General features: G+C 65.6%; 20 protein-coding genes. 8 read left to right on the top strand and 12 right to left on the bottom strand.

Translation table 11 applies throughout. The annotated features are described in order from the left end of the window. Positions 1-137: 137 nt before the first annotated feature. From ACEWFR_RS22735 to ACEWFR_RS22725, 3 genes are all read left to right on the top strand, one after another. On the top strand, positions 138-1,502 hold the full coding sequence (locus ACEWFR_RS22735) for a WD40/YVTN/BNR-like repeat-containing protein (protein WP_374063196.1): 1,365 nt from the start codon (positions 138-140) through the stop codon (positions 1,500-1,502). 398 nt (positions 1,503-1,900) lie between these two features. Then, entirely contained in the window at positions 1,901-3,031 is a 1,131-nt protein-coding gene (locus tag ACEWFR_RS22730; protein ID WP_374063195.1) for a GNAT family N-acetyltransferase, read from the top strand. A gap of 81 nt (positions 3,032-3,112) precedes the next feature. Then, positions 3,113-5,635 carry a heavy metal translocating P-type ATPase gene (locus tag ACEWFR_RS22725; protein WP_374063194.1) on the top strand — a complete coding sequence of 841 codons (2,523 nt, stop codon included), beginning with the start codon at positions 3,113-3,115 and terminating at the stop codon, positions 5,633-5,635. A 3-nt stretch (positions 5,636-5,638) separates the two neighbouring features. Here the strand turns inward: ACEWFR_RS22725 and ACEWFR_RS22720 are convergent, their stop codons facing one another. Next, positions 5,639-6,187, bottom strand: a complete 549-nt coding sequence (locus ACEWFR_RS22720) for a TIGR03668 family PPOX class F420-dependent oxidoreductase (RefSeq protein ID WP_374063193.1) — start codon at positions 6,185-6,187, stop codon at positions 5,639-5,641. A gap of 105 nt (positions 6,188-6,292) precedes the next feature. Between ACEWFR_RS22720 and ACEWFR_RS22715 the strand changes: the two genes are divergently transcribed. Further along, complete coding sequence (locus ACEWFR_RS22715; RefSeq protein ID WP_374063192.1) at positions 6,293-7,531, top strand: CynX/NimT family MFS transporter; 1,239 nt, start codon at positions 6,293-6,295, stop codon at positions 7,529-7,531. A 49-nt stretch (positions 7,532-7,580) separates the two neighbouring features. Here the strand turns inward: ACEWFR_RS22715 and ACEWFR_RS22710 are convergent, their stop codons facing one another. After that, positions 7,581-7,973: a DUF393 domain-containing protein gene (locus ACEWFR_RS22710; RefSeq protein WP_374063191.1), complete on the bottom strand. Its 393-nt coding sequence runs from the start codon at positions 7,971-7,973 to the stop codon at positions 7,581-7,583. Positions 7,974-8,191: 218 nt separating this feature from the next. On the opposite strand from ACEWFR_RS22710, the gene ACEWFR_RS22705 reads away from it, so the two are divergent. Together ACEWFR_RS22705 and ACEWFR_RS22700 are read left to right on the top strand one after the other, a co-directional pair. Then, on the top strand, positions 8,192-8,413 hold the full coding sequence (locus ACEWFR_RS22705) for a hypothetical protein (RefSeq protein WP_374063190.1): 222 nt from the start codon (positions 8,192-8,194) through the stop codon (positions 8,411-8,413). Positions 8,414-8,470: 57 nt separating this feature from the next. Further along, positions 8,471-9,721: a hypothetical protein gene (locus tag ACEWFR_RS22700; protein ID WP_374063189.1), complete on the top strand. Its 1,251-nt coding sequence runs from the start codon at positions 8,471-8,473 to the stop codon at positions 9,719-9,721. Positions 9,722-9,886: 165 nt separating this feature from the next. On the opposite strand, the gene ACEWFR_RS22695 is transcribed toward ACEWFR_RS22700, so the two are convergent. Further along, a complete protein-coding gene (locus tag ACEWFR_RS22695; protein ID WP_374063188.1) occupies positions 9,887-11,329 on the bottom strand; it encodes an HNH endonuclease in 1,443 nt (480 codons plus the stop codon). 127 nt (positions 11,330-11,456) lie between these two features. On the opposite strand from ACEWFR_RS22695, the gene ACEWFR_RS22690 reads away from it, so the two are divergent. Next, positions 11,457-11,822, top strand: a complete 366-nt coding sequence (locus ACEWFR_RS22690; RefSeq protein WP_180842743.1) for a 4a-hydroxytetrahydrobiopterin dehydratase — start codon at positions 11,457-11,459, stop codon at positions 11,820-11,822. Between the two features lie 347 nt (positions 11,823-12,169). Here ACEWFR_RS22690 and ACEWFR_RS22685 read toward each other — a convergent pair whose 3' ends face one another. Beyond that, the gene (locus ACEWFR_RS22685) at positions 12,170-12,436 is read right to left on the bottom strand and encodes a winged helix-turn-helix transcriptional regulator (RefSeq protein ID WP_374063187.1); all 267 of its coding nucleotides are present in this window, start codon (positions 12,434-12,436) and stop codon (positions 12,170-12,172) included. Positions 12,437-12,670: 234 nt separating this feature from the next. Here ACEWFR_RS22685 and ACEWFR_RS22680 point away from each other — a divergent pair, with 234 nt between their 5' ends. Continuing rightward, the gene (locus tag ACEWFR_RS22680) at positions 12,671-13,153 is read left to right on the top strand and encodes a hypothetical protein (RefSeq protein WP_374063186.1); all 483 of its coding nucleotides are present in this window, start codon (positions 12,671-12,673) and stop codon (positions 13,151-13,153) included. 104 nt (positions 13,154-13,257) lie between these two features. Here the strand turns inward: ACEWFR_RS22680 and ACEWFR_RS22675 are convergent, their stop codons facing one another. The 8 genes from ACEWFR_RS22675 to ACEWFR_RS22640 form a co-directional block, all read right to left on the bottom strand. After that, a complete protein-coding gene (locus tag ACEWFR_RS22675; protein ID WP_374063185.1) occupies positions 13,258-13,638 on the bottom strand; it encodes a hypothetical protein in 381 nt (126 codons plus the stop codon). Between the two features lie 666 nt (positions 13,639-14,304). Then, positions 14,305-14,601, bottom strand: coding sequence for a HalOD1 output domain-containing protein (locus tag ACEWFR_RS22670; protein WP_374063184.1), 297 nt, complete (start codon positions 14,599-14,601; stop codon positions 14,305-14,307). A gap of 155 nt (positions 14,602-14,756) precedes the next feature. Further along, positions 14,757-15,656: a phosphogluconate dehydrogenase (NAD(+)-dependent, decarboxylating) gene (gene gnd / locus ACEWFR_RS22665; RefSeq protein WP_374063183.1), complete on the bottom strand. Its 900-nt coding sequence runs from the start codon at positions 15,654-15,656 to the stop codon at positions 14,757-14,759. 227 nt (positions 15,657-15,883) lie between these two features. After that, entirely contained in the window at positions 15,884-17,854 is a 1,971-nt protein-coding gene (locus tag ACEWFR_RS22660) for an ATP-binding protein (protein WP_374063182.1), read from the bottom strand. Positions 17,855-17,934: 80 nt separating this feature from the next. Next, a complete protein-coding gene (locus ACEWFR_RS22655) occupies positions 17,935-18,369 on the bottom strand; it encodes a hypothetical protein (protein WP_374063181.1) in 435 nt (144 codons plus the stop codon). A gap of 95 nt (positions 18,370-18,464) precedes the next feature. After that, complete coding sequence (locus ACEWFR_RS22650) at positions 18,465-18,929, bottom strand: copper resistance protein CopD (RefSeq protein WP_374063180.1); 465 nt, start codon at positions 18,927-18,929, stop codon at positions 18,465-18,467. Positions 18,930-19,007: 78 nt separating this feature from the next. Beyond that, a complete protein-coding gene (locus ACEWFR_RS22645) occupies positions 19,008-19,562 on the bottom strand; it encodes a metal-dependent hydrolase (protein ID WP_374063179.1) in 555 nt (184 codons plus the stop codon). An 87-nt stretch (positions 19,563-19,649) separates the two neighbouring features. Further along, positions 19,650-20,132 carry a deoxyuridine 5'-triphosphate nucleotidohydrolase gene (locus ACEWFR_RS22640; protein WP_374063178.1) on the bottom strand — a complete coding sequence of 161 codons (483 nt, stop codon included), beginning with the start codon at positions 20,130-20,132 and terminating at the stop codon, positions 19,650-19,652. Positions 20,133-20,380 lie beyond the last annotated feature (248 nt).

Below are 20,380 nucleotides of genomic sequence, written 5' to 3'. Positions count from 1 at the left end.
TACACGAAAGACGATTTCGCGGACGGACTCGAGGTCGACGAACGGGGCGGTTCGACCGAGAGACGCCGTCGCCGCGTGCCTGCAGCACGCTTTTGCTCGCCAGTCGGATAGGGAGACCTACGCTGCGAGATTCGATCATGGCCACCCACGATTCGAGCGCCGGCGACGGCTTCGTCCCCTTCTTTCGCCGCTACGCGAAGTCGTGGGTTCACGCGGTCGCGGCGGCCGGCATGACCGCCTTCGGGACGCTGACGATCGTTCACCGCGGGTTCGCCGTGCTCGCGCTCGCCTCCTACGTCGTGCCGCCGGTCGTACTCTACCTACTGCGGACGCCGATCGAGGGATCTGATGAGGACACCGCAACCGATCGCCAGCATGACGCGGCAGCCGCGGATCGCGCGACGGATTCGGGGGGCGGGTCGCTCGAGCGTACCAAAGGCGACACCGAGGCAGCGGCCATCACTGAGCCCGAGAGCGAGGAGGGTACCGAACCCAGCCGCGCACCCGGCAGCGCTACTACTGTTTCGAAGGAACAGCGTCGCGACGCCGACCCGGCGGCTGCCCGCGAGACCGCAGCCGACCGAGCGCCCCAGGCCGAGCGATCTCGGCGCTGGGAACTCGTCGACGTCCCGACCGAGACGACGCTTCGGGACGTCTGCGTCACCGAGACGGGCGCGGTCTACGCCGTGGGCGACGATGGACAGGTCCTCACTGCGGACCCCGTCGACGGTGACCCCGCCGAGCGCGAGTGGATGGTCGCCCTCGAGGACGGGCCGGCCGCCGAGGGCGAGAACCTCAGCGGCGTCGACGCGACCGCTGGCGGCGAGGCCGTCTGGATCGCCGGCGATAGCGGCGCGGTCGGCCGGCTCGAGGCCGAGACCCGGCGTCACACCGACTACTCGGCTCCGGCAGGGATCACGGACAACTGGCCGGGAGTCGCCGTCGCCGGTCCGAACGGGGATGAGACGATACTGCTGATCAACGGCTCTGGTGACGTTCTCCGCGGCCGCTATCGCGACGGCGAGTGTTCGTGGGACGAGCCCGTCACGCCCGGCAGCGGTTCGAGCCTGAGCGGAATCGCCCTCGCCGACGCGTCGATTGGCTACTGCTGCGATACGAACGACGGCGTCTTCGAGACGACTGACGGCGGCGATTCCTTCGATCGCATCGGGCCCGTCGGGGCCGGCGGGACGCTCGAGAACCTCGCGACACTGGGGCGGGGCGACTGCCTGGTGAGCGCCGACGATGGCGTCGTCCACCGCTACGGCGGGTCGACGTGGACGCCCGAACGGGTCGGCGAGGAAGCTATCTGTGGCATCGCTCGCCGCGAGGGGGAAACGATCGTCTGCGACGCGGACGGAGTGATCCACGAGCGGGTCGAGGCCGAGTGGGAAGCGGTCGACACGCGTGCACCCGAGTCGCTGCTGGCTGTCTCGGTCGATGCGGACGGCGAGCGGGCGGTCGCGGTCGGTGAGGACGGGACTGTCGCCGAGCGTTGGTGAGGGCGATCGAGTACCGCCCGATCGACCTGAATACGATCGACCGGAATACGACCGACCGGAGTGCGATCGACGGAACGCCGAGTCTCGAGACGGATGGAGCGACGATCGTATCGAGTTCGTGACCGCTCGAGATCCGCTGTTCGTCGGCTCGAGCGGACCGATTACTATAGTAGCCACTGAACGTCACTGCACACCTGATCGCACGACGGCTGTGCGATCAGTGTGTGAATCGTTTCAGTTGTTTCTATAGTTGAATCAATCGAGTAATTCACGACCTGTCGGATCGGCGTATTCAGGGCAAACCACCATTCCACTCCGACGGGAATAGCAGAGTATCACGACCGCATTGCGGGACATCTCTCGGTCGACCTGCAGACAGCCGTGAAACGGCCATCACCATGAGTACACGCAAACGAACGGCGACGAGATACACCGTCCGCGCGTTCGAATCCGATGACCGATCGGCGTTCCTGTCGCTGTACGAATCAGTGTTCGGCCACCAGCGGAACGCGGACTGGTTTCGCTGGAAGTTCAGCGAGAACCCGTACGTCGATCACGTCCCGATCCTCGTGGCGATCGAGGACGGCGTCCCAGTCGGGTTTCGGTCGTTTTTCGCCCAGGAGATGCGCATCGGCGGGGTCGTCCGGACCGCGTTCCAGCCCTGCGATACGATGGTTCACCCGGATCATCGCGGGCGCGGCCTGTTCGGTCGCATGAACGAACGGGCCATCGAGCGCTACACCGACGGGGAACCATCGTTTTTCTTCAATTTCCCGAACGAGAACTCGAAGCCCGGCAACCTGGCACACGGCTGGCGCGAGATCGGGACGGTGCCGGCCTACTACCGGCCACAAAACCCAATCAGCGCCCTTGGAGACCGGATCAACGCCGGGCCGAGGAGAGACGTTACTGACGCCCAGCCGACTGACGACGGTCCGGCCACCGCCGTCACGAACACGCTCGAGGACGCCATCGCGACCTCCCAGCGGGCCAGCGATCGGTTGCTCGTTGAATCCGATTCCGAACTCGAAGTCGAGTACTACGAGACGCCGCCGGCAGAGACGCTCGCAGCGATCTATCGACGGTCGATTCCCGAAGCAATCCACACGAACCGGACTGCGGCGTTCTATCGCTGGCGGTTCGACAACCCCGTACACTCGTACGCGGCCTACGTCGCCCGGCGGGACGGTGACCCGATCGCCGCGCTCGTCGTCTCGAGCGGGGACGAGTACACCCGAATCATCGACACGCTCCCTCGAACGGTCGAATCGGAACCTGCGACGCTCAACCGCCTGCTCGTCTCGGCGCTCGACGACTGTGCGGACCGAAGCTACGTCGAGGCGTTCGGGGAAACGCTGCCCGCACCGCTCCGGTTCCGGTTCTACCCCGATACCCGATTCCCGCTGTCCGCGCTGATCCAGCCGACCTCTCGGACGCTCCTCGCGCGGAATCTCGGAGACGAGATCGACCTCGAGTCGAGTTCGATCGCGTCGTGGGCGTTCTCCCGGCTCGATCTGGACACGACCTGAGAGAACGAGGCGGGCCGCCGGCTGACAACGAGGCCATCGAAATCGACCACCGTTATTGCCGTCGAACCCGCAGCCACTACCGTGAGCAATCGACGCGCGGGCGACGACCGGCGCGACCGCTGTCGGCTGTGTGGCTCGCCGCTCTCGGAGACGGTCGGCGAGTCTGCGGTGAGTGAGTTCTGTTCGACCGGCTGTCGCGACGTCGCCGCCGAGTTCGGCGCGGGTGACGGCGATAGCGGGACCGACAGCGGTGACATGACCGACGGCGGGACGGACGATACCGATCGAGACGAAACCGTCCGCACCTTCTTCCGAGTCGACGGGATGCACTCCGCGACCTGCGAGGCGTTCCTCGAGGCCGTCGCGGAGGACCAAGCCGGCGTGAGCGACGCCGAGGCGAGTTACGTCACGGAGACGGTCCGGGTCGATCACGATCCGGAGCGGGTTTCGACGGACGCGCTCGAGGACGCGCTGAGCACGGTCGGTTACACGGCGTACCTGCGCGAGGACGCGACGGCCGACGACGAGACCGGCGGGACCCGGCGCTCGCGGGAGATGTCCGGCCTCCGGAAGCGCCGCGCGGACGACATGCTCGAGATGCGGTACGTGGTCGGCGTCGTCTTCGGCTCCTTCCTCCTGTTGCCGTTTCTGGCCGTCCTCTATCCGATGTTTCTGACCGACTTCACCGACTGGGGCGCGCTCTCGCAGTTCGACGACGCCTTTACTGGCTTCAGCGGCCCGATGTACATGCCCCTGTTTCTGGTGATGACGGCTGCGATCCTCTACCTGACCGGCGGTCCGCTCCTGCGGGGCGCGTACGTGAGCCTGAAACTCCGACGGCCGACGACGGACCTACTCGCGGCGCTGACGATCTGCAGCGCGTACGTCTACAGCGTCGCCGTCTCCGGACTCGGGCGCAACGACCTCTACTTCGATTTGACGATCGTCGTCGCCTCCATCGTGATGGGCGCGACCTACTACGAGGCGACGGTCAAACGCCGCGCGACGGACCGACTGACCGACCTCACCGTCTCGCAGGTCGACACGGCCCGGCTGTACGCGTCGGACGGCTCCACGACCGAACTTCCCGTCGCCGACCTCGAGTCCGGCGATCGGGTGCTCGTCCGCGAGGGGGAGCGGGTTCCCGTCGACGGAACGCTCGCTGAGGGCGAGTGCGCGGTCGACGAGGCCGTCGTGACTGGGGAATCGCTCCCGGTGACGAAACGCGAGGGCGACGACGTGGTCGGCGGCTCGGTCGTCACGACCGACGCGGCTGTCGTCGACGTCGGCGAGCGGACAACCAGCAGCATCGACCGGCTCACGCGGATCGTCTGGAACGTCCAGAGCGCGGACCACGGCGTGACGCGCCGGGGCGACGAACTCGCCGCGACGGTCGTGCCGATCGTCCTCGCCGCAGCCGTCGTCGTCGGTGCGGGGTCCCTCGTAAGCGGCGCAAGCGGGCTATCGGTCGCGCTGGCCGCCCTGATGACCCTCATGGTCGCGAGCCCGTGGGCGCTCGGCTTCGCGACATCGTACTCCGTCGCGTCGAGCCTCGAGGCGGCGCTCGAGCGCGGGATCGTCGTCTTCGACGAGACGATCTTTGAGCGCCTGCGCGCGATCGACATCGTCGTCTTCGACAAGACTGGAACGCTGACGACCGGCGAAATGTCCGTGCTCGAAGCCGACGCGCCCGACGACCTCCTGGCGGCCGCCGCGGCCCTCGAGCAGCGCGCGGCCCACCCGGCGGCGGCAGCGATCGCGGATGCGTTCGACGGAAGTGGTGGCGACGGGGGCGGCGATCGCGACGGCGGCAATGCGAGCGGGCCGACTCGCGCGGACGGCGGCACGGCTGCGGCGGGTGACCGAACGGTCCGTGACTTCCACACCCACGCGACCGGCGTCGAGGGAACCGTCGACGGTCGAACGGTGCTGGTCGGCCATCCCGACCTCTTCCGGGAGCGAGGCTGGACGCTCGGTGAGACGCTCGAGGCGCGACTCGAGCGCGCTCGAGCAGCGGGTCGGCTCCCGGTCGTCGTCGGCCGAGACGGGGCGGCGGAAGGGGTCGTGATCGTCGGTGACGAACCCCGCGAGGCGTGGGAGGAGACGATCGCAGCCCTGGACGCGGACGGGGTCGATATCGTGGTCCTGACCGGCGACGACGGGACATCGGCCGACATCTTCGACCGGCACTCGGGCGTCGATCACGTCTTCGCCGGCGTCTCGCCCGATGGGAAGACGGCGGCCGTCAGGCGGATGAAAGGCGACGATCGGGTCGCGATGGTCGGCGACGGAACGAACGACGCGCCCGCGCTCGCCGCGGCCGATCTGGGTATCTCGCTGGGGAGTGGCACCGCGCTCGCCGCCGACGCGGCCGACGTGGCAATCGTCGACGACGACCTCGCTTCGGTCGAGCGGGCGTTCGCGCTGGCGCGGGCCGCACGCAACCGAATCAGGCAGAACCTCGGGCTCGCGTTCGTCTACAACGCGATCGCCATCCCGCCGGCCGTCCTCGGCATCGTGAACCCGCTGGTGACGACCGTCGCCGTCGTGGTCGGCACCCTCCTCATCGTCGGCAACGCGGAGCGATCGCTCGTCGGCGACTGACCGTCACGGCCGCCATTCCTCTTCGACGCTCTCCTCGGGGTCCTCGAGCGCGCCCCACGAAACGGTTCGATCGACGCGGATCGAAACGACCGGCCGCTCATCGAGATCGTGGGCCGCGTACTGGTCGTATTTGGACTCGAGTGCGTGCACGGCTGAATGGTGTCCTGAGGCCTCGGGCTCGAGAATCCGTGCACGACCGCGAACCTGAACCCACGCGAGGCGCGACCAGTCCTCGCGATAGCGGTCGACGAGCACCGTCACCTGCGAGTTCGTCCGAATATTCCGAACCCGCCGGAGGTCGCGGGTCGCTTTCGGCTTCTCGTCGATCGCCGAGACGATTCGGACGGCGGCTCCGTCGTCAGCGCCCCGTGAGTCAGCGCCCCGTGACTCGCTCGAGGCCGTCCGATTCGTCACAGCCGTCGGACTCGCCACCTGTGGACGCTCGAGGAGCGCGAAACAGATCGGCACCGCATGCGGGCGATTCTCCCCGTCGACCGTCGCCAGCGAGCCGACGCGGGCCCGCTCGAGGAAGGCGCGTTCGTCGGGCGTCATAGCACGACGAACGATGGACGGGCAGAAAGAACTGCAGCGACGGACTGCGGGCAGTCGTTCCGCGAAGCCAACTTACTCGGGGCACCGCGGCCCATCCACGTGCAGATGGACGAACGGATGAGTCGGCGTCGCGCGTATGCAGCCGTCGTCGTCGGGACGGGCGGTTACACCTGCCTGATGTTTATCTGGTTCTCGCTGCCGGCATCCCTCTCGACGATCATCGCGGATCTCGAGCTCTCTGGCACGCAGGCCGGCGTCGTCGCGGGTGCGGTTCCGTTGACTTACATTCCGATCGCGCTGTGGACGGGCCTGGTCATCGATCGCGTCGGACCCGGCCGAAGCCTCGCGGCGGGCGTCCTGATCTACGGCGTCGCCCAGATTGGGCGCAGTTTTGCGGCCGGATTTCCGTCGCTGCTCGCGGCGACGCTGCTGATCGGCGTCGGCGCGACGGCCATCACCTTCGGGCTGCCGAAACTCGTCTCCGTGCTGTTTCCGCCCGACGAGACCGGCTTCCCGTCCTCGATCTATCTCGTCGGCGCGTCGACGGGAACGGCCGGCGCCTTCGCCGTCGGGCGGCCAATCCTGAGCCCGCTGCTGGGCGGCTGGCGCGAGCTGTTCTTCTGGAGCGGGGTCGTCGCGGTCGGCTACGGCATCCTGTGGTTCGTCGTCGCTCGCCGGTTGGGGATCGACGCCCGAAATCGCGCGGCCAACGACGCCGACGCGGCGGACTCGTCGCTCTCGCTCGCCGCCGTTCGTCGGGATCTCAAACTCGTGCTCACCCACCGCGAGCTACAGCTCGTGGTCGTCATCGGGACGATGTACCTGCTGATCGCCCACGGGATGCAGGGATGGCTCCCGACGCTGCTCGAGGCCCGGGGCTACTCGCCGGATCGGGCGGGACGGACGACGAGCCTGCTCGTCGCCGCCAACGTCGTCGGCGTGCTGACCGTCCCCGCGGCGGCCGACCAACTGGGCGCTCGCCGCACCGCCCTGATGGTGTGCGGGCTCGTCGCCACGCTCGGAATCTCGGGCGTGCTCTCGAGCGGCCTCGGGCTCGTACTTCTCGGAAGCGTCCTCGTCACCGGTTTCGGTTTCGGCGGCCTGTCGCCGCTCATTCGGGCCATTCCACCGGAACTCGAGGGGATCGGCGCGCGGCTGACCGGGACGGCCGTGGGCTTCATCTTCGCCGTCGGCGAGATCGGCGGCTTCCTCGGCCCGGTACTGATCGGGACGCTCTACGACCTCACCGGCTCGTACGCGCCGGGGCTGGGAATCCTCGCGACCGGCGGGCTCGTCGTGGCGGTCGCCGGCGGCGTGTTGCGGTTCCGATACGGTGACGCCTGACGGAACGCGGTAGCGTCGTGAAAGACGCGCTCGGCATTTCGGACGCAGTTCAGCGGTCGTCGGATCCCCGGCGCGCCGGCGGCGTCTTCGAGAGATACCGGCCCCAGCGGTCGCGGTTGTCCGCGACCCACCGGTAGCCGCGCTCGCGGAACCGTTCGTAGTCCTCGAACTGCCGGAGGAACTCGACGACATCGTCGACGGGGCCGCCGACGTCGGTTCGGGTGAGCGCCTCTTCGATCGACGCCCCGCAGGAGTACACCGCGTCGTCGGTCACCAGATGCGAGCAGTCCTCGTACTCGTCGGGCAGTCGCGCGCGTAACTCGTCGGTGAGATCGCTGAAGCCGACGATGCGGAGGGCCGTCCGCTCGTCGAAGTAGTCGGCCCACCAGGTACAGAAGCCGCAGTCGTCGTCGTAGACGAGCGTCGACTCGATCTCGCTCATAGAAGGACGTGGGGCCTCGAGCTACTATAGTAGTCGTTGAAAGTCATTGCACTCCCGCTCGCGAATCAGCGGCCAGCACGAACGGTGCTGGCCGCTCGAGTGCAAGCGGTGGGTAAATCGTTTCAACGACTACTATAACGCTTGTTCTCGGTCTCGAGCAGATTTTGGGCTCGTGCTCGCCGCCACCGGGAACGGGGACGGCCCGACCGCCGGAATACGTGGATCGGGACGACGAAACGACACCCATGGAGCGGTTCGTTCGGCTGATCGTCGCCGGCGGCGTCGTCCTCGTCGGCGCGTGCTGGCTCGTCGCGTTCGCCGACTACGGATCGGTTCCGTGGGCGGGAGGAATCGTCCTCGCGCTGCTCGGAACGGGAGCCGTCGTCGCTGAAATTCTGGGTGAACTCGAGCCGGGTGCGTTCGCCGTCGAGGAGGAGTGAGTCGGTTCGTCGCCCCGTCGCCAGAACATTATTGGGACAGCTGGCCAATGGGGAGCCATGAGTAGCGCGGCCCGGTCGCTCTCGGAACCGCAGGTGCTGGCCCACGCGAAGCGGCGGCTCTTTCCGGCGGACGACGAGTCGACCGCCTACGCGGTTGCCGACACCCAGTTCTCGAAAGCCGAGTGGCTTCCGGGACACCCCGTCGATCCGGCAATTCGCGACGCTCTGGCACCGTTTAACCACGTCCGGATCGGCGGCGGCTACCCCGATCTCGTCGGGGTTCGAACCCTCGAGTCCGATCTCCTCGCCGTCGAACGCCTCGGCGACGAACCACCGCTGATCGCCATCGAAGCGAAGGGGGAGACGAGCGGCGGCGTCGACACGCAACTCGGGATCGTGCAGGCCTACGATCGGCTCCACGAGGCGAACGCGGCGTATCTCGCCGCGCCGGCGGCCGCGATCTCCGAGACTGATCGGACGCTCGCGCGAGAGTTGAACGTCGGCGTTCTCGGCGTCGATTCCGCGGGGGCGGTCGACGCGCTCGAGGTGCCCCGCGTCGTCGGCAATCGGACGACGAGCGAGGCGACGGCGCTGCGATTCCAGGCGAGCGCACAGGGGGTCGCGGACGCGTCGTTCGGGCTGAACCATCCGAAGAACTACCTCGGCTATCCGCTGGCCCACTACGCGGCGGGCGACACCGCGGCGCTGTTGTCGGAGTACGATGTCGTGAGCGCCGTGAAAAGCGCCAGACAGGGTGCCGCGTTTCTGGGATTGATCGAGGACGATGTCGGTGTCGAGGGCGTCGAACTGACGTCGCTCGGCGAGGAGGTCGTCCGATTCGCCACGGCCCGCTGTGGCTCCGTAGAGGCGGCCCTCGCGGAGTTCGAAGACTGGTTCCGATCCCGGAAACGATTCATTGATCTCGCGCCCGCGTGGGGCCGGCTGGCCCGGCGAGTCCTCTTCGCCTATCCTGCGACTGAACTGCTGGTCACGGAGTTACAGACCATGTCCGAGGACGGCATCGCGGAGCCGTCGCTGGTGGACGCGGTCACCTACCTGCACGAACTCCACCCGTCGTTCACCGTGGAGCTGTTCATCCGGGGTGACGACGGCATCCGAAGCCGAGTACTGACCGAGGACGGCGAACTCCGGCGCTCCGCGCTCGAGGACGGCTCCGTCTACCACTCGCCGACCGTGTTCCAACTGAAGGCGATGCTGTACCACACCGGGATCCTCACCGAGCGGGGAGCGGAACCCCACCGGCTCGAGCCCCTCGAGGACGTCTGGGCGCTTCGGGAGCCCGTTTGATTCGCCCCATTTCGCGACCACTATCCCGTGAACGTTCGAAAGCAGCCCCAGATACCCACTGTCGGGTGATTTGATGAGCCTTTGCTGAACCAGCTATCGCGCTTCCAAACGTGGCCGTGCTCGACTCCGGAACGATCCGGAGCGGCCGGTATTCGTCGAGTTCGATTACGGCGATTCGAACCCGTGTCGGTCCCGATGTGCGGCGAGGAACGTCGCATGCGGACGCAGGTCCTCGGCATCGGGTAGCGTGAGCGACTCGTTCTCGAGGGGCACGAACTCCTCGTAGCCCTCGAGATCGGGGCGATCGGCGACCAGGATCCGATAGTCGTCGGCCACCGCGAGCCAACCGGTGTCGAACGCCCAGTGGTGGAGCCGACAGAGGGCGAGGCCGTTTCGAACGTTGTCGCGGCCGTTCGCCCGCTTCGGGTAGATGTGTGCGGCCTCGATATCGATCGTGCCGTCCGGTGATTCGCGCGATTTCCCACAGATCGCACACCGGCCGTCGTAGGCAGATGTGACTTTCTTCGGGAAGGCACTCGAGCGGACCCGTCGCTGGACCTCGGTGAATTCCGCCTCGTCATCGGTGAGAGCCGGTTCGTCGGTCTCGTCGTCCGCGATGTCGTCGGACACCGATTCCGAAAGCGCCTCGAACTCGGCCGGCTCGATCTCGAGTCGATCCATCGTGAACCGGTAGACCATCCGATCACCCAGCGAGACGCGTTCGGAACCGACGACGTCGACCAGCCCCTCGTATCTGAGTTCGTCGCTGTCCGCCGGTTGGTAGAAAAAGTACACCGGGACCGTCGATCGGTCGGCCTGCTCGACGAGCGCGCTGTTAGCACCGGTCAGCCGCTGGTCTCCCTTCTCCGGAACGCCCTCGCCGATGTAGGTGAACCGCTCGCCGTCGATCTCGTCGCCGTAGGGCCCGTCCTCGCGGGCTTTCAGGATGATGTACGACAGCGAACCCTCGTCGTCCGTTCGCGGGCTGATTCCCTTGATGTACGAGCCGAAACTGGTGTCGAACGCATCCTCGAGTTCGGTTTGCGCGTAGAACTCGCCCCGCTCGAGATGCGGGTGCTCGGACGACCGCCGCCGCGCCAGTTTTCGGCCGCTGTCAGTCAGCGAGTTTTCCGGCGCTGTTCGCTCGACGTAGCCGAGGCTCTGCAACCACCCCCTGTGTTGGGCGGGGCCGGACGCGTCGTTCCAATCGATCTCGGAGTGCTTGGATTCGATCGCATCTCCCAGTTCACCGTCGGTCTTGGGCCCATCGAGAAGCGCCTCGAGCACCGTATCGAATCCGTACACGGCGCTCGAGAGCAGTTCGTAGAGGATTTCGGGATCCGTCTCCGACAACCACTCGATCCCCCGCTGCGTGAGCCGAACGCGCTCCGACTCGAGTTCGAGCAGCCCGATCGACTCGAGAAAGGCGAGTCGGTCGCGGATTCCCTCGTCGCTCGTCGCCCGCGTATTCGCTTTGACCCACTCGAGAACCCCTGTTTCGGTCGGATTTTCGGTGAGGACGTACGTACAGAATCGCTCGAGGACAACAGTGTAGTTCCCCGCACCGCCGAAGAACCGAACCGCGATATTGCGTTTTCCTCCTCCCATCGATGATAGTCAGTACTGCTGACGTTGTGCGGACGCGGGGATAAAACGAGTGGCAGGAGCGCGGCCGGCTCGAGACGACGCGGCCCCCATCCAAATCTTCACGTCGTTCCCGGTCGTCATATCATCCATGTCCGAACCAGCGCTCGCCGATCAGGAGTGCGAGGCCTGTACGAGCGAGGACGAGCCCCTCGAGTCCGACGAGTACGCCGACTACCTCGCGGAGATCCGCGATGACGTCTGGGACGTCGTCGACGACCACCATCTCGAGGGAACGTACGCGTTCGAGGACTTCCGGGACGCCCTCGAGTTCACGTACGAGGTGGGCGAGTTGGCGGAGGAGGAGTGGCACCATCCGGATATCCAACTCGAGTGGGGCGAGGTGACGATCGAGATGTGGACGCACAAGATCGACGGCCTCCACAAGACCGATTTCGTGATGGCCGCTCGGATGGACCGCATCTACGCGGAGTACGAACCCGACGAAGACGCGTAGCGCTGGCGAGTCGCCCACAGACACACCACTGTTGCATGTGAAGCGGCCCGCTTCAGAGGGAGAGGACTCTCTGCGGTTTCATGTAGCATTACTCGTTCAATTCGCGGCAAGTACAGGCGAAGACGTTACCGCGACGAGCATCTGCGAACGAAGTGAGCAGTTCACCGCCGAAGCGGGCGAAGCCCGTGAAGGCGGCCTTTTTAGCGTAGATTTTTGCGCCGAGAGGTGAGCGAGCAACGCGAGCGAACCCGAGGCGGAAAAAGGTACTTCTGCATACGTACTTACCAAATCGGATGTTTCCGTTTCATGCTGCAAACTAAATAAAGAAATTGTATTACTACTTACTGCTATTCGCTTTCGGACTCGAGATTGGCGGCATCGAGATCTCCCTCGAGATACTGGACACCTGGATCGGCGATCTCGTAATAGCCGCGCTCGACTCGAGTGACAAATCCGTAGTCGACGAGTTCGGTGAGACGACGGTTGACTTGTTCTCGACTTTTGTCAATATTCTTTCCTATAACGGCCGGAGAAAGGACGAGTTCCGACGACTGGAGGACTTCAAGAATACGCTCGTCAGTCGGCAATTGCATCCATTCACCGGGTTTTCGCATCGGGTTGTTGTTCCCGAATAGACGCTTACGCCTATCGGTCTCTCGTTTTCAAGTCACTGATATACTACGGATAAGTCACTAATTGATGATTAGATTTATGAGGTGTGATAGAGATGAATTATCTGGCGGGGCAGCAAAAACGGATCTGACTGGCTGTCAGATTCATCAGAAAGCAAGCGGATCGGTGTCGGCGCACCGAGCCGCAGTAGCCCCCGTATCAGTGCTACGGAAGCCATGTCCGACGACAATTCACGGGGCCTTGAAAGCCCCGACCGATTCGACGTATCGACACCGAACGCTCGAGGCCGTCACAATGGCGGTAAACCGAGTGAAACGAAGCGACCCGCTCCGGAACTCCGTTCCGACGGCGGGACGCCCGACGACACCGTTCGCGAGCGCCTCGAGTCGCTCGATCGACTCACGCGCTCGTTGCTCGCGGATATCCAGACGGGCGAGTTTCACGCCGACCTCGAGACCGCGGATCGAGACGCACGTCTCGAAGCGACACGACACATCCGAGAAATCAGAGCGGAAGCGAGCCGCGTCGGCCTCCTGCTGTTCGGTCCGGAGATGGCGATTCCGTATCGACCCGACGGCGATTCCAGCGGTCTCTCGATCGCCGCACCCGGCGGCTCGCTGACAACTGCCTATCGCGGCCCGGAGCCGGAGGCGCTCGAGCGCGAGCGTGAGCGCCAGCGCGAGACAGAAGACGACTGAGATCCGGGGTGCTCGAGGCCGAGTACGGAATATCGTCGCCGTACTCGCTCACCAAACGGGGTCGGCGCAGTCGGCGGCCGGCGGCCGACGGTATCGATAGCTGCCTACGAACGAATGATTCGGGCCTGAATCTTCGTCTCTCCCTGTGGATCCGCTCGAATTTCGTACGTGCCGGCGTCCTCGATTGCGACATCGAACGACGCGTCGGCCTCGACGGTTTCGTGGTAGATCGATTTGACGGCCCCATCTACGTTGACGACACGGACGATGGCTCCCCCTTCGTAGCCGGTGACATCGATGTTGATCACGTCTCCCGCGTCGGCGTCGACGCTGTAGTTCGACGTGTTGACGATCGTTTCGTCGACGACCGTTTCCGGTTCACCGTCGTCACCGTCGGAATCGGCGTCGGTCTCGTCGCTCGAGCAACCGGCGAGCACCGTTGTGAACGCGGCACTGCTCCCGTAGAGTAACGCCCGCCTGTCCATGTAATTTTAATCGGACATGGTATTGATAAGAGTGGCTACTATCGTTCGACGGCAATCGAGTTTGGCTCACGGTCCGATCGGTAAACCGATCACCGGCGAGTATCACGCTAATCGAACCGCTGTCGTTCGATCGGGTGTGTATTGAAGAGCAGTGACGACGATAATCGTCGGGCAGCGCTATCGACCGTCGGATGTCTTTCGGGATGCCTCTCGGGGACGGATCGGGGCTGCGTGAGAAGTGGTATGCTGGCAGGGGACACAGCACGCGAAATTAAGTGACTTTCAATGTCGCGCGTCGCCCTGCCGTACTTCTGTATACCGTCGTACCGATAATACGTCTGTCCCCAAATCACGTTGGGACAGACTGAACAAGGGACTCGAGCGGCGTCCATCGAGACCGATACCACTGCTCGGATCAGTGGCATCTCCTGTGAGCGCTCGACCGAGCGGCCATCGGTTGCGTTCGAACCCGCAGTAGTAACGACTGAAACGAGTTACACACCGATCGCACGACTGCTGTGCGATCAGGTGTGCATTGACTTACAGTGGCTACTATACTATAGCCTGGCTCGAGACGAAAAGCGCAGTCACTGAGCGACGCGCCCCCGAGAAAACAGAGCCGCAGCGAAAATACGACGGTTTCCCGTTCCCGACACGGCCACCCCGTCAGCGTCGAGACGACGTCGAAAATTCGGTGTCGATGAGGTCCCCGCCCGACCCATCGACCGAAACCTCGACGCCATCGTCGCCGTCCGCGACGGAAACGGTATACCCCTGATAGGAGAACTCGAGACGTGAAAAGCCCTCAGCGTCGGGAAGCGAATCGAGGAGGTCGGGATCGATCGCGTGGTACAGCGGCTCGGTCTCGAGCGGGTCAGCACCGTCAGCCTGGGCGACGAGGTTGATGACGGTCATGCTGACAGATGTCTCTGCTGAAGCGGATGGCGACTGAGTTGTGTTCATAAGCGCCGATCCGGGTTGGGGAGTAAAGAAGATGACTCAATATTTCCTCTTGACAGTTCCTGATAAAAGAACGGTTCGACGCGGTCGGTCGAATAGCTGTCACGACCGATCCGGATCGAGTATTCGTATCTCCGGTGTTCGGTGTCAGCGAACGGTCAGTTCCGTCTCGGGACCTCGTGGCGGCCAAAGCCGTACCGGAGTCGGTTCGCCAGTCGCCGCGAGAACCGGCCGTCGTCGGCCCGCGAGCCGAACCGTTCGGCCAGCGCGGTGTAGATCAGCGGCAGGGGGACCTCCTGTTCGAGTCCCTCCTGGACGGTCCAGGTGCCGGTCGAGCCGCCTTCGATGCGATCGGCGACCGTCCCGAGGTCGACTCCCTCCTCGCGGAACGCCTCCTCACAGAGTTCGAGCAGCCACGAGCGGATGACCGCGCCGTTGTTCCAGACCGACGCGACGTTCTCGAGGTCCAGGTCGTACCGCCCCTCGTGGAGCAGTTCGAACCCCTCGCCGTAGGTCTGCATCAGCGCGTACTCGACGCCGTTGTGGACCATCTTGACGTAGTGGCCCGAACCGGCGGGCCCCATCCGTTCGTGGCCGTCGGGACCGGTCGCGACGGCGTCGAAGACCGACTCGAGTTCGTCGTAGGCCCACTGGGGACCGCCGACCATCAGCGAGAAGCCGAGTTCGGCACCGGCGGGGCCGCCGGACGTGCCGCAGTCGAGATACGCCGCGGGGCAGGCCTCGGCACGGCGGACGGAGTCCTCGAAGTTGGAGTTCCCGCCATCGACGACGATATCGTCGCCGTCCAGGTGGGGCTCGAGTTCCTCGAGGGTGACGTCGACCGCCTCGCCTGCGGGGACCATCAACCAGATGCGCTTGTCGTCGGCGAGTCGGTCGACGAAGTCGTCGATCGAGTCGGCGGGGTCGGCACCGGCGTCGGCCGCCGCCGCGACTGCGTCCTCGTCCAGGTCGAAGGCGACGACCTCGTGGCCTGCCGCGATAGTGCGCTCGACGACGATCTGTCCCATCCGTCCGAGTCCGATCAGGCCCAGTTGCATGGATATGGGTCGGCCGGCCGGTGTGGTAGTGGTTGCGGTTCGGTGGCGGCCGCTGTGGGAGTGGGTGCGGTTCTGTGCGGTCGCTGTGGGAGTGATATACGGTTCTGTGCGGTCGGGTAGTAGTCTCGGTTCAGTGCGGCCATGAGAGGGCCAGAGGGCCGCCCGATAGCTGCAGCGAACGCAGTCGGTCGTCGTGGAGGTCCGGCCAGCCTGGCCGCGAAATCGGGTCAGGAACTCGGCTGACCGCCGGATCGCATCGCGTCAGAGGGCTCGGCCGGTGCGGCCTCGAGCGTTATTTCGACGCGACTGCCGTCGATGGCCGACTCTGCGAACGAGATATCGCCGCCGTAGCTGTCGATCATCCAACGGACCAGCCAGAGGCCGAGGCCGCTGCTGTGGGTCAGCTGCGTGATGTCGGTCTCGCCGGTGACGACGTCGATCTCCGCCGGCGGGATGCCGGGGCCGTCGTCAGCAACCGAGAGGTGAACCGCCTCGCCGTCGCGCGTGACCGACACCTCGACGGTCGGCTCCGATTCCGTGTGGTGGACCGCGTTCTCGAGGAGGTTGTCGACGACGGCTCGCAACCCGGGATCGGCCCACGCGCGGCAGGAGTCGGCCGTCGAGACGGAGAGCGTGACGTCGGCGGCGTCGAACGCGTCGACGGCGTCGTCGACGATTCCGGCGACATCGATCGGCTCGAGATCGCCGTCCCGATCGAGTGCGTACTGGATGGTCCGCGTTTTCTCGCTGGTCCGGGCGAGGCCGGTCGCGGTCTCGCGGAGCCTGTCGGCGGCGACCACGAGGTCATCGTCGTCGAGCCGTTCGGAGAGCAGTTCGGCGTAGCCGATAACGACGGTGAGATCGTTGCGCAGGTTGTGCCGGAGGACGCGGTTGAGCACCTGCAGATACTGTTCGCGCTCTTTGCGTTGGGTGATGTCTCTGACGACGCTGACGGTACCGCGGAAGCTCCCGTCGACGCCGGGTAACAGCGAGCACTCGATCTCGACCGGGAACTGCTCGCCGTCCGCTGTCGTGTAGGTCGCCTCGAGGGGACCGCTGTCTCGCTGGGGATCCGCGAGTAACTCCTCGACGTGTCGGACCGCACGGTCGTAGGCCTGCTCGTCGAAGATGAGCGAGACGTGTTCGCCGAGGAGGTCGTCGCGATCGTATCCCAGACGCTCGGCTAGCGGGTCGGTCACAAGCGTCAGCCGGCTGTCGCCGTCGGTCGCGTACACCATCCCCTCGACGGTCTCGAGGACCCGTTCGTGCCGGAGGAGGTCCTCGCGGCGGTCGGCTCGTTCGAGCGCGGCCGCCGCGCTGGCCGTCAACAGCTGTGCGAGTTGGACGTGGTGGTCGTCGAACGCACCGCTGACCGGCGAACCGACGTTGAGGAGGCCGTGGTCAACGATCGGAATGGTCATCGCGCCCCGAAGCGGTCCGTAATCGTACTGCGAGCTGTTCTGCAGGTCCTCGAAGATGACCGGTTCGGATCGACGGAACGAGTCGCCCATCTCGCTCTCGGAAACGCCGACGCGCTTTCGCTCGCTGAACAAGTCACCGACCGCGTCGGAGGCCGCGGTGAGGACCAGGTCATCGGCGTCGCACTCGTAGAGGCGAACCGAGACGACATCGAAGCCGAGCACCCGTTCGGCGGCGTCGACGACGACCTCCGCGACGTCCTCGCGCAACTCACAGGAGAACAGGGCTCGCGTCGTCTCGAGCAACTGGGTCACGACATCCGCGCGGTGGTCCCCCATGGAGACGGGCTCCCGGCTGCCGTCTCGCTCGGCGAGGGGGGCTCGAGCGCCGGGCCCGGCTCGGATCGAACCGGTCGCCGCCCGGTGAGCGTCGGTGTTATCGACCGAGAGGGTAGCGACGCGGTCGACGAGCGTCTCGTCGGTCGCGCCGGCGAAGTACTCCGTCGCTCCCGCGCGCGTCGCTGCGGCCGCGGCGGTGCCGTCGGGCGTCGCCGTCACGTAGAGAATCGGGACTGACGGCGCGGCCTCGCGCACCGCAGCGACGGTCTCGAGGCGGTCGTCCTCGCGCCCATCGACGACGACGCAACTAACGGCGGCTGTTTCAACGCGATCGACCGCCCGAGTCCGTTCTCGCACCGTCACGATCTCGAATTCGATCGCGAGTTCCCCCATCGGTGGCTCGTCGCCGACGAACACGACGGGCTGACCGGTTCCAGTCACTGTCGGCCCAATGGAGGGAGTCATCCGGAATTACTGTTATGGCAGATGGGGTCGGAATCGCTCCGGGCTGCCGACTGCGGTTACTGAATCGGTTCCTCGAGGTGGGCCCAGCCGATCGCATCCAGAACAACGATGCGATCGTTGTATCGGACGTAAACACCGTTGTACGAACCGGTATCGGCGTCGTAGTAGGGCAGCGACTGGCGGATGCGGTCGACGACCGACCACGCGCCGTCGCTCTCGAGCGTGATGTGTTCCCACTCGTCGCGCGCGCCGTTACGGACGGCTCGATCCAGCGCTCGGTGAGCGCCGGGAATCTCGCCGAGTCGTCGTGCGGACGCGTCGACGACCGTCGCGTCGTCCGGAACGTCGGCCGGGCCGACGAGACGGGCGCCGAGATCCGCTTTCGATCGCGACGTGCAGGTTCCTGTTCGCTCGGAGCGGAGGACGTAGCCGGCCACAGCAGCCGATCCCACCGCGAGAAGCGAGATGGCCATGTCTTTACCCCTGATCATTAGCGAGTACCTTACAGTAACTGACTAAGTATCTTTCGCAAGAATGTTCATTTCCGAGAAGTTCGATGTCGAAAAACGCCCGTCAGCGCCACAGGTCACAGAAGTCGTCCGACGTTCGCCGAAAGCAGCCCGGCGACGACCAGCAGTCCGACGGCGACGACGGCGGCCGCCCGGAACACCGGTAGCGCCTCGTGGGCCGGCTCACGGATCTTCTTCCCGGTGAGCCCGGCCTCGAAGCGCTTCGCCGCGATTTCGACGAGTGCTGTCAGGGCCAGCCAGAGCGCGACCATCGCGAGCACCAGCCGCCCGTTGGTCGACCCGAACAGGCTGTCGGCCGTGTAGACGGTGCCCGCGAGGTGACTCCCCGAGAGGAACAGGACGAGCGAGCTCACCCGGGAGACGGTCGTGAGCTTTCCCGAGATGACCTCGAGCGGGCGGGTCGTGTTGAACGCGCCGTCGCGTGCCAGTGGCAGGACGACGGCGGCGACGAAGCAGACGCTGCCGGCCCAGAGTGCAGCAAAGACCAGGTGAGTCGTTCTGGCGACGAGCGCGTCAACCATACGGAGCCGCTCGAGGAGCGGGCGTATCAGGGTTCCGACTTCCAGCCGAGAGACAGTCCGTCTCGCCGTCACGTCCCGCTACTCGAGCCAGTCGGGCGTCCACGCGACCAGTCGTCGCCGAAGGAGCGCGTAGACCAGCGAGACGGTGACGCATCCGGCGATCAGGGCCGTGAGCCAGCCGTCGAAGACGACGAGCGCCGGGATCGCGAGCGCGACGCCGAGAACGGCGTCTTCGGGGGCACCGTCGTAACGTATCCACCGCCGCGGGCGTATCCATCGGCCGCGAACGTGATCGTAGACCGCACGCTCCGTGCGATCGTTCCACGGGTCCATCTCGGGGCCGCCGCCGATCGAATCGCTCGCGGCGTGTAGCCAAGCCGTGACGACGAACGCGGCCAGCGCGAGCGTGAGAGTCGAGGGTGAGACGGCGGCGAGGACGACCGCGGGGACGGCGACGGCGAGCCCGGCGACCGGAAAGTGTAGCGTCCGCCGATGCGTACGGACGAGGTCGAAATCGGGGGCGAGCCCGCCGAGGATCGCACCGACCGCCAGCGCGACCGCGAAATCGGGGGCCACGTACGCGACCGGTGCGACGACCGCGAGCCCAGTGAACACGTGGGTAGTCGCCATCATCGGGAGTCACTCGAGTGTACGTCGGGAACGGCAAAAACGGTACGCGAACCGGTACCCGGCACGTGTGGCATCCGCTTCACTGACCGGCTACTCGAGGTTCTCGCCCTGATAGCTCCCCTTGTAGACGTCCTCGTGGTCGGCTTCGGCGAAGACGAGCTGGGCGATTCGAGCGCCGCGCTCGAGTTCGACGTCGTGGTGGACCTGTAACAGACCCTCGCCCCGTCCCTCGTAGCCGGCGTCCCAGACCGCCGTATTGAGCATACAGGAGTTGCGCATGAGCGAGGAGCGAGGATAGACGAAGCCGACGTGGCCCTCCGGGATCGCGATCCGCTCGCCGTAGCGGACAACGTAGCTCCCCGTCGGTAGGTAGTAGGTGTCGGGATCGGCCTCCTCGAGTTCCTCGAGCGGGCGAGCGACGCGGTCGCCGATCTGTTTGCCGTCCCGACCAATGCGGCCCGGTTCCAGCTGCTCGAAGACGACATCGGCAGTGAGATCGACGCCGTTGGGCTGGACCTGCGCGTCGGTCGTCGGCGAGACGTGGTCGGCGACGAAGGCACCGGAACGGAACATGTCTGTTGGCTCAACGCTGCGGCGACGGCAAAAGCGTATCCGTTCGCGACGGCTCGACGGGTCGGTACCAATCGACACGAAAGCCCCTGGGCCGAAACAGCGCTAACGCCCCGGTAGCGAGTGAACGACTGGGGTCTGCGTCTCGTCTGACGAGCCGGGACTCAATCGGCAATACTTACTCGAAACCCTCCGTTTCGGACCCCCACACGGCGGTCAGCCCTCACAGAAACACGCTGGATTTATCAGGA

Origin of the sequence: Natrinema sp. H-ect4 (assembly GCF_041894845.1) — an archaeon.
Classification (GTDB): Archaea; Halobacteriota; Halobacteria; order Halobacteriales; family Natrialbaceae; genus Natrinema.
This window is presented reverse-complemented; position numbering and strand designations above follow the sequence as displayed.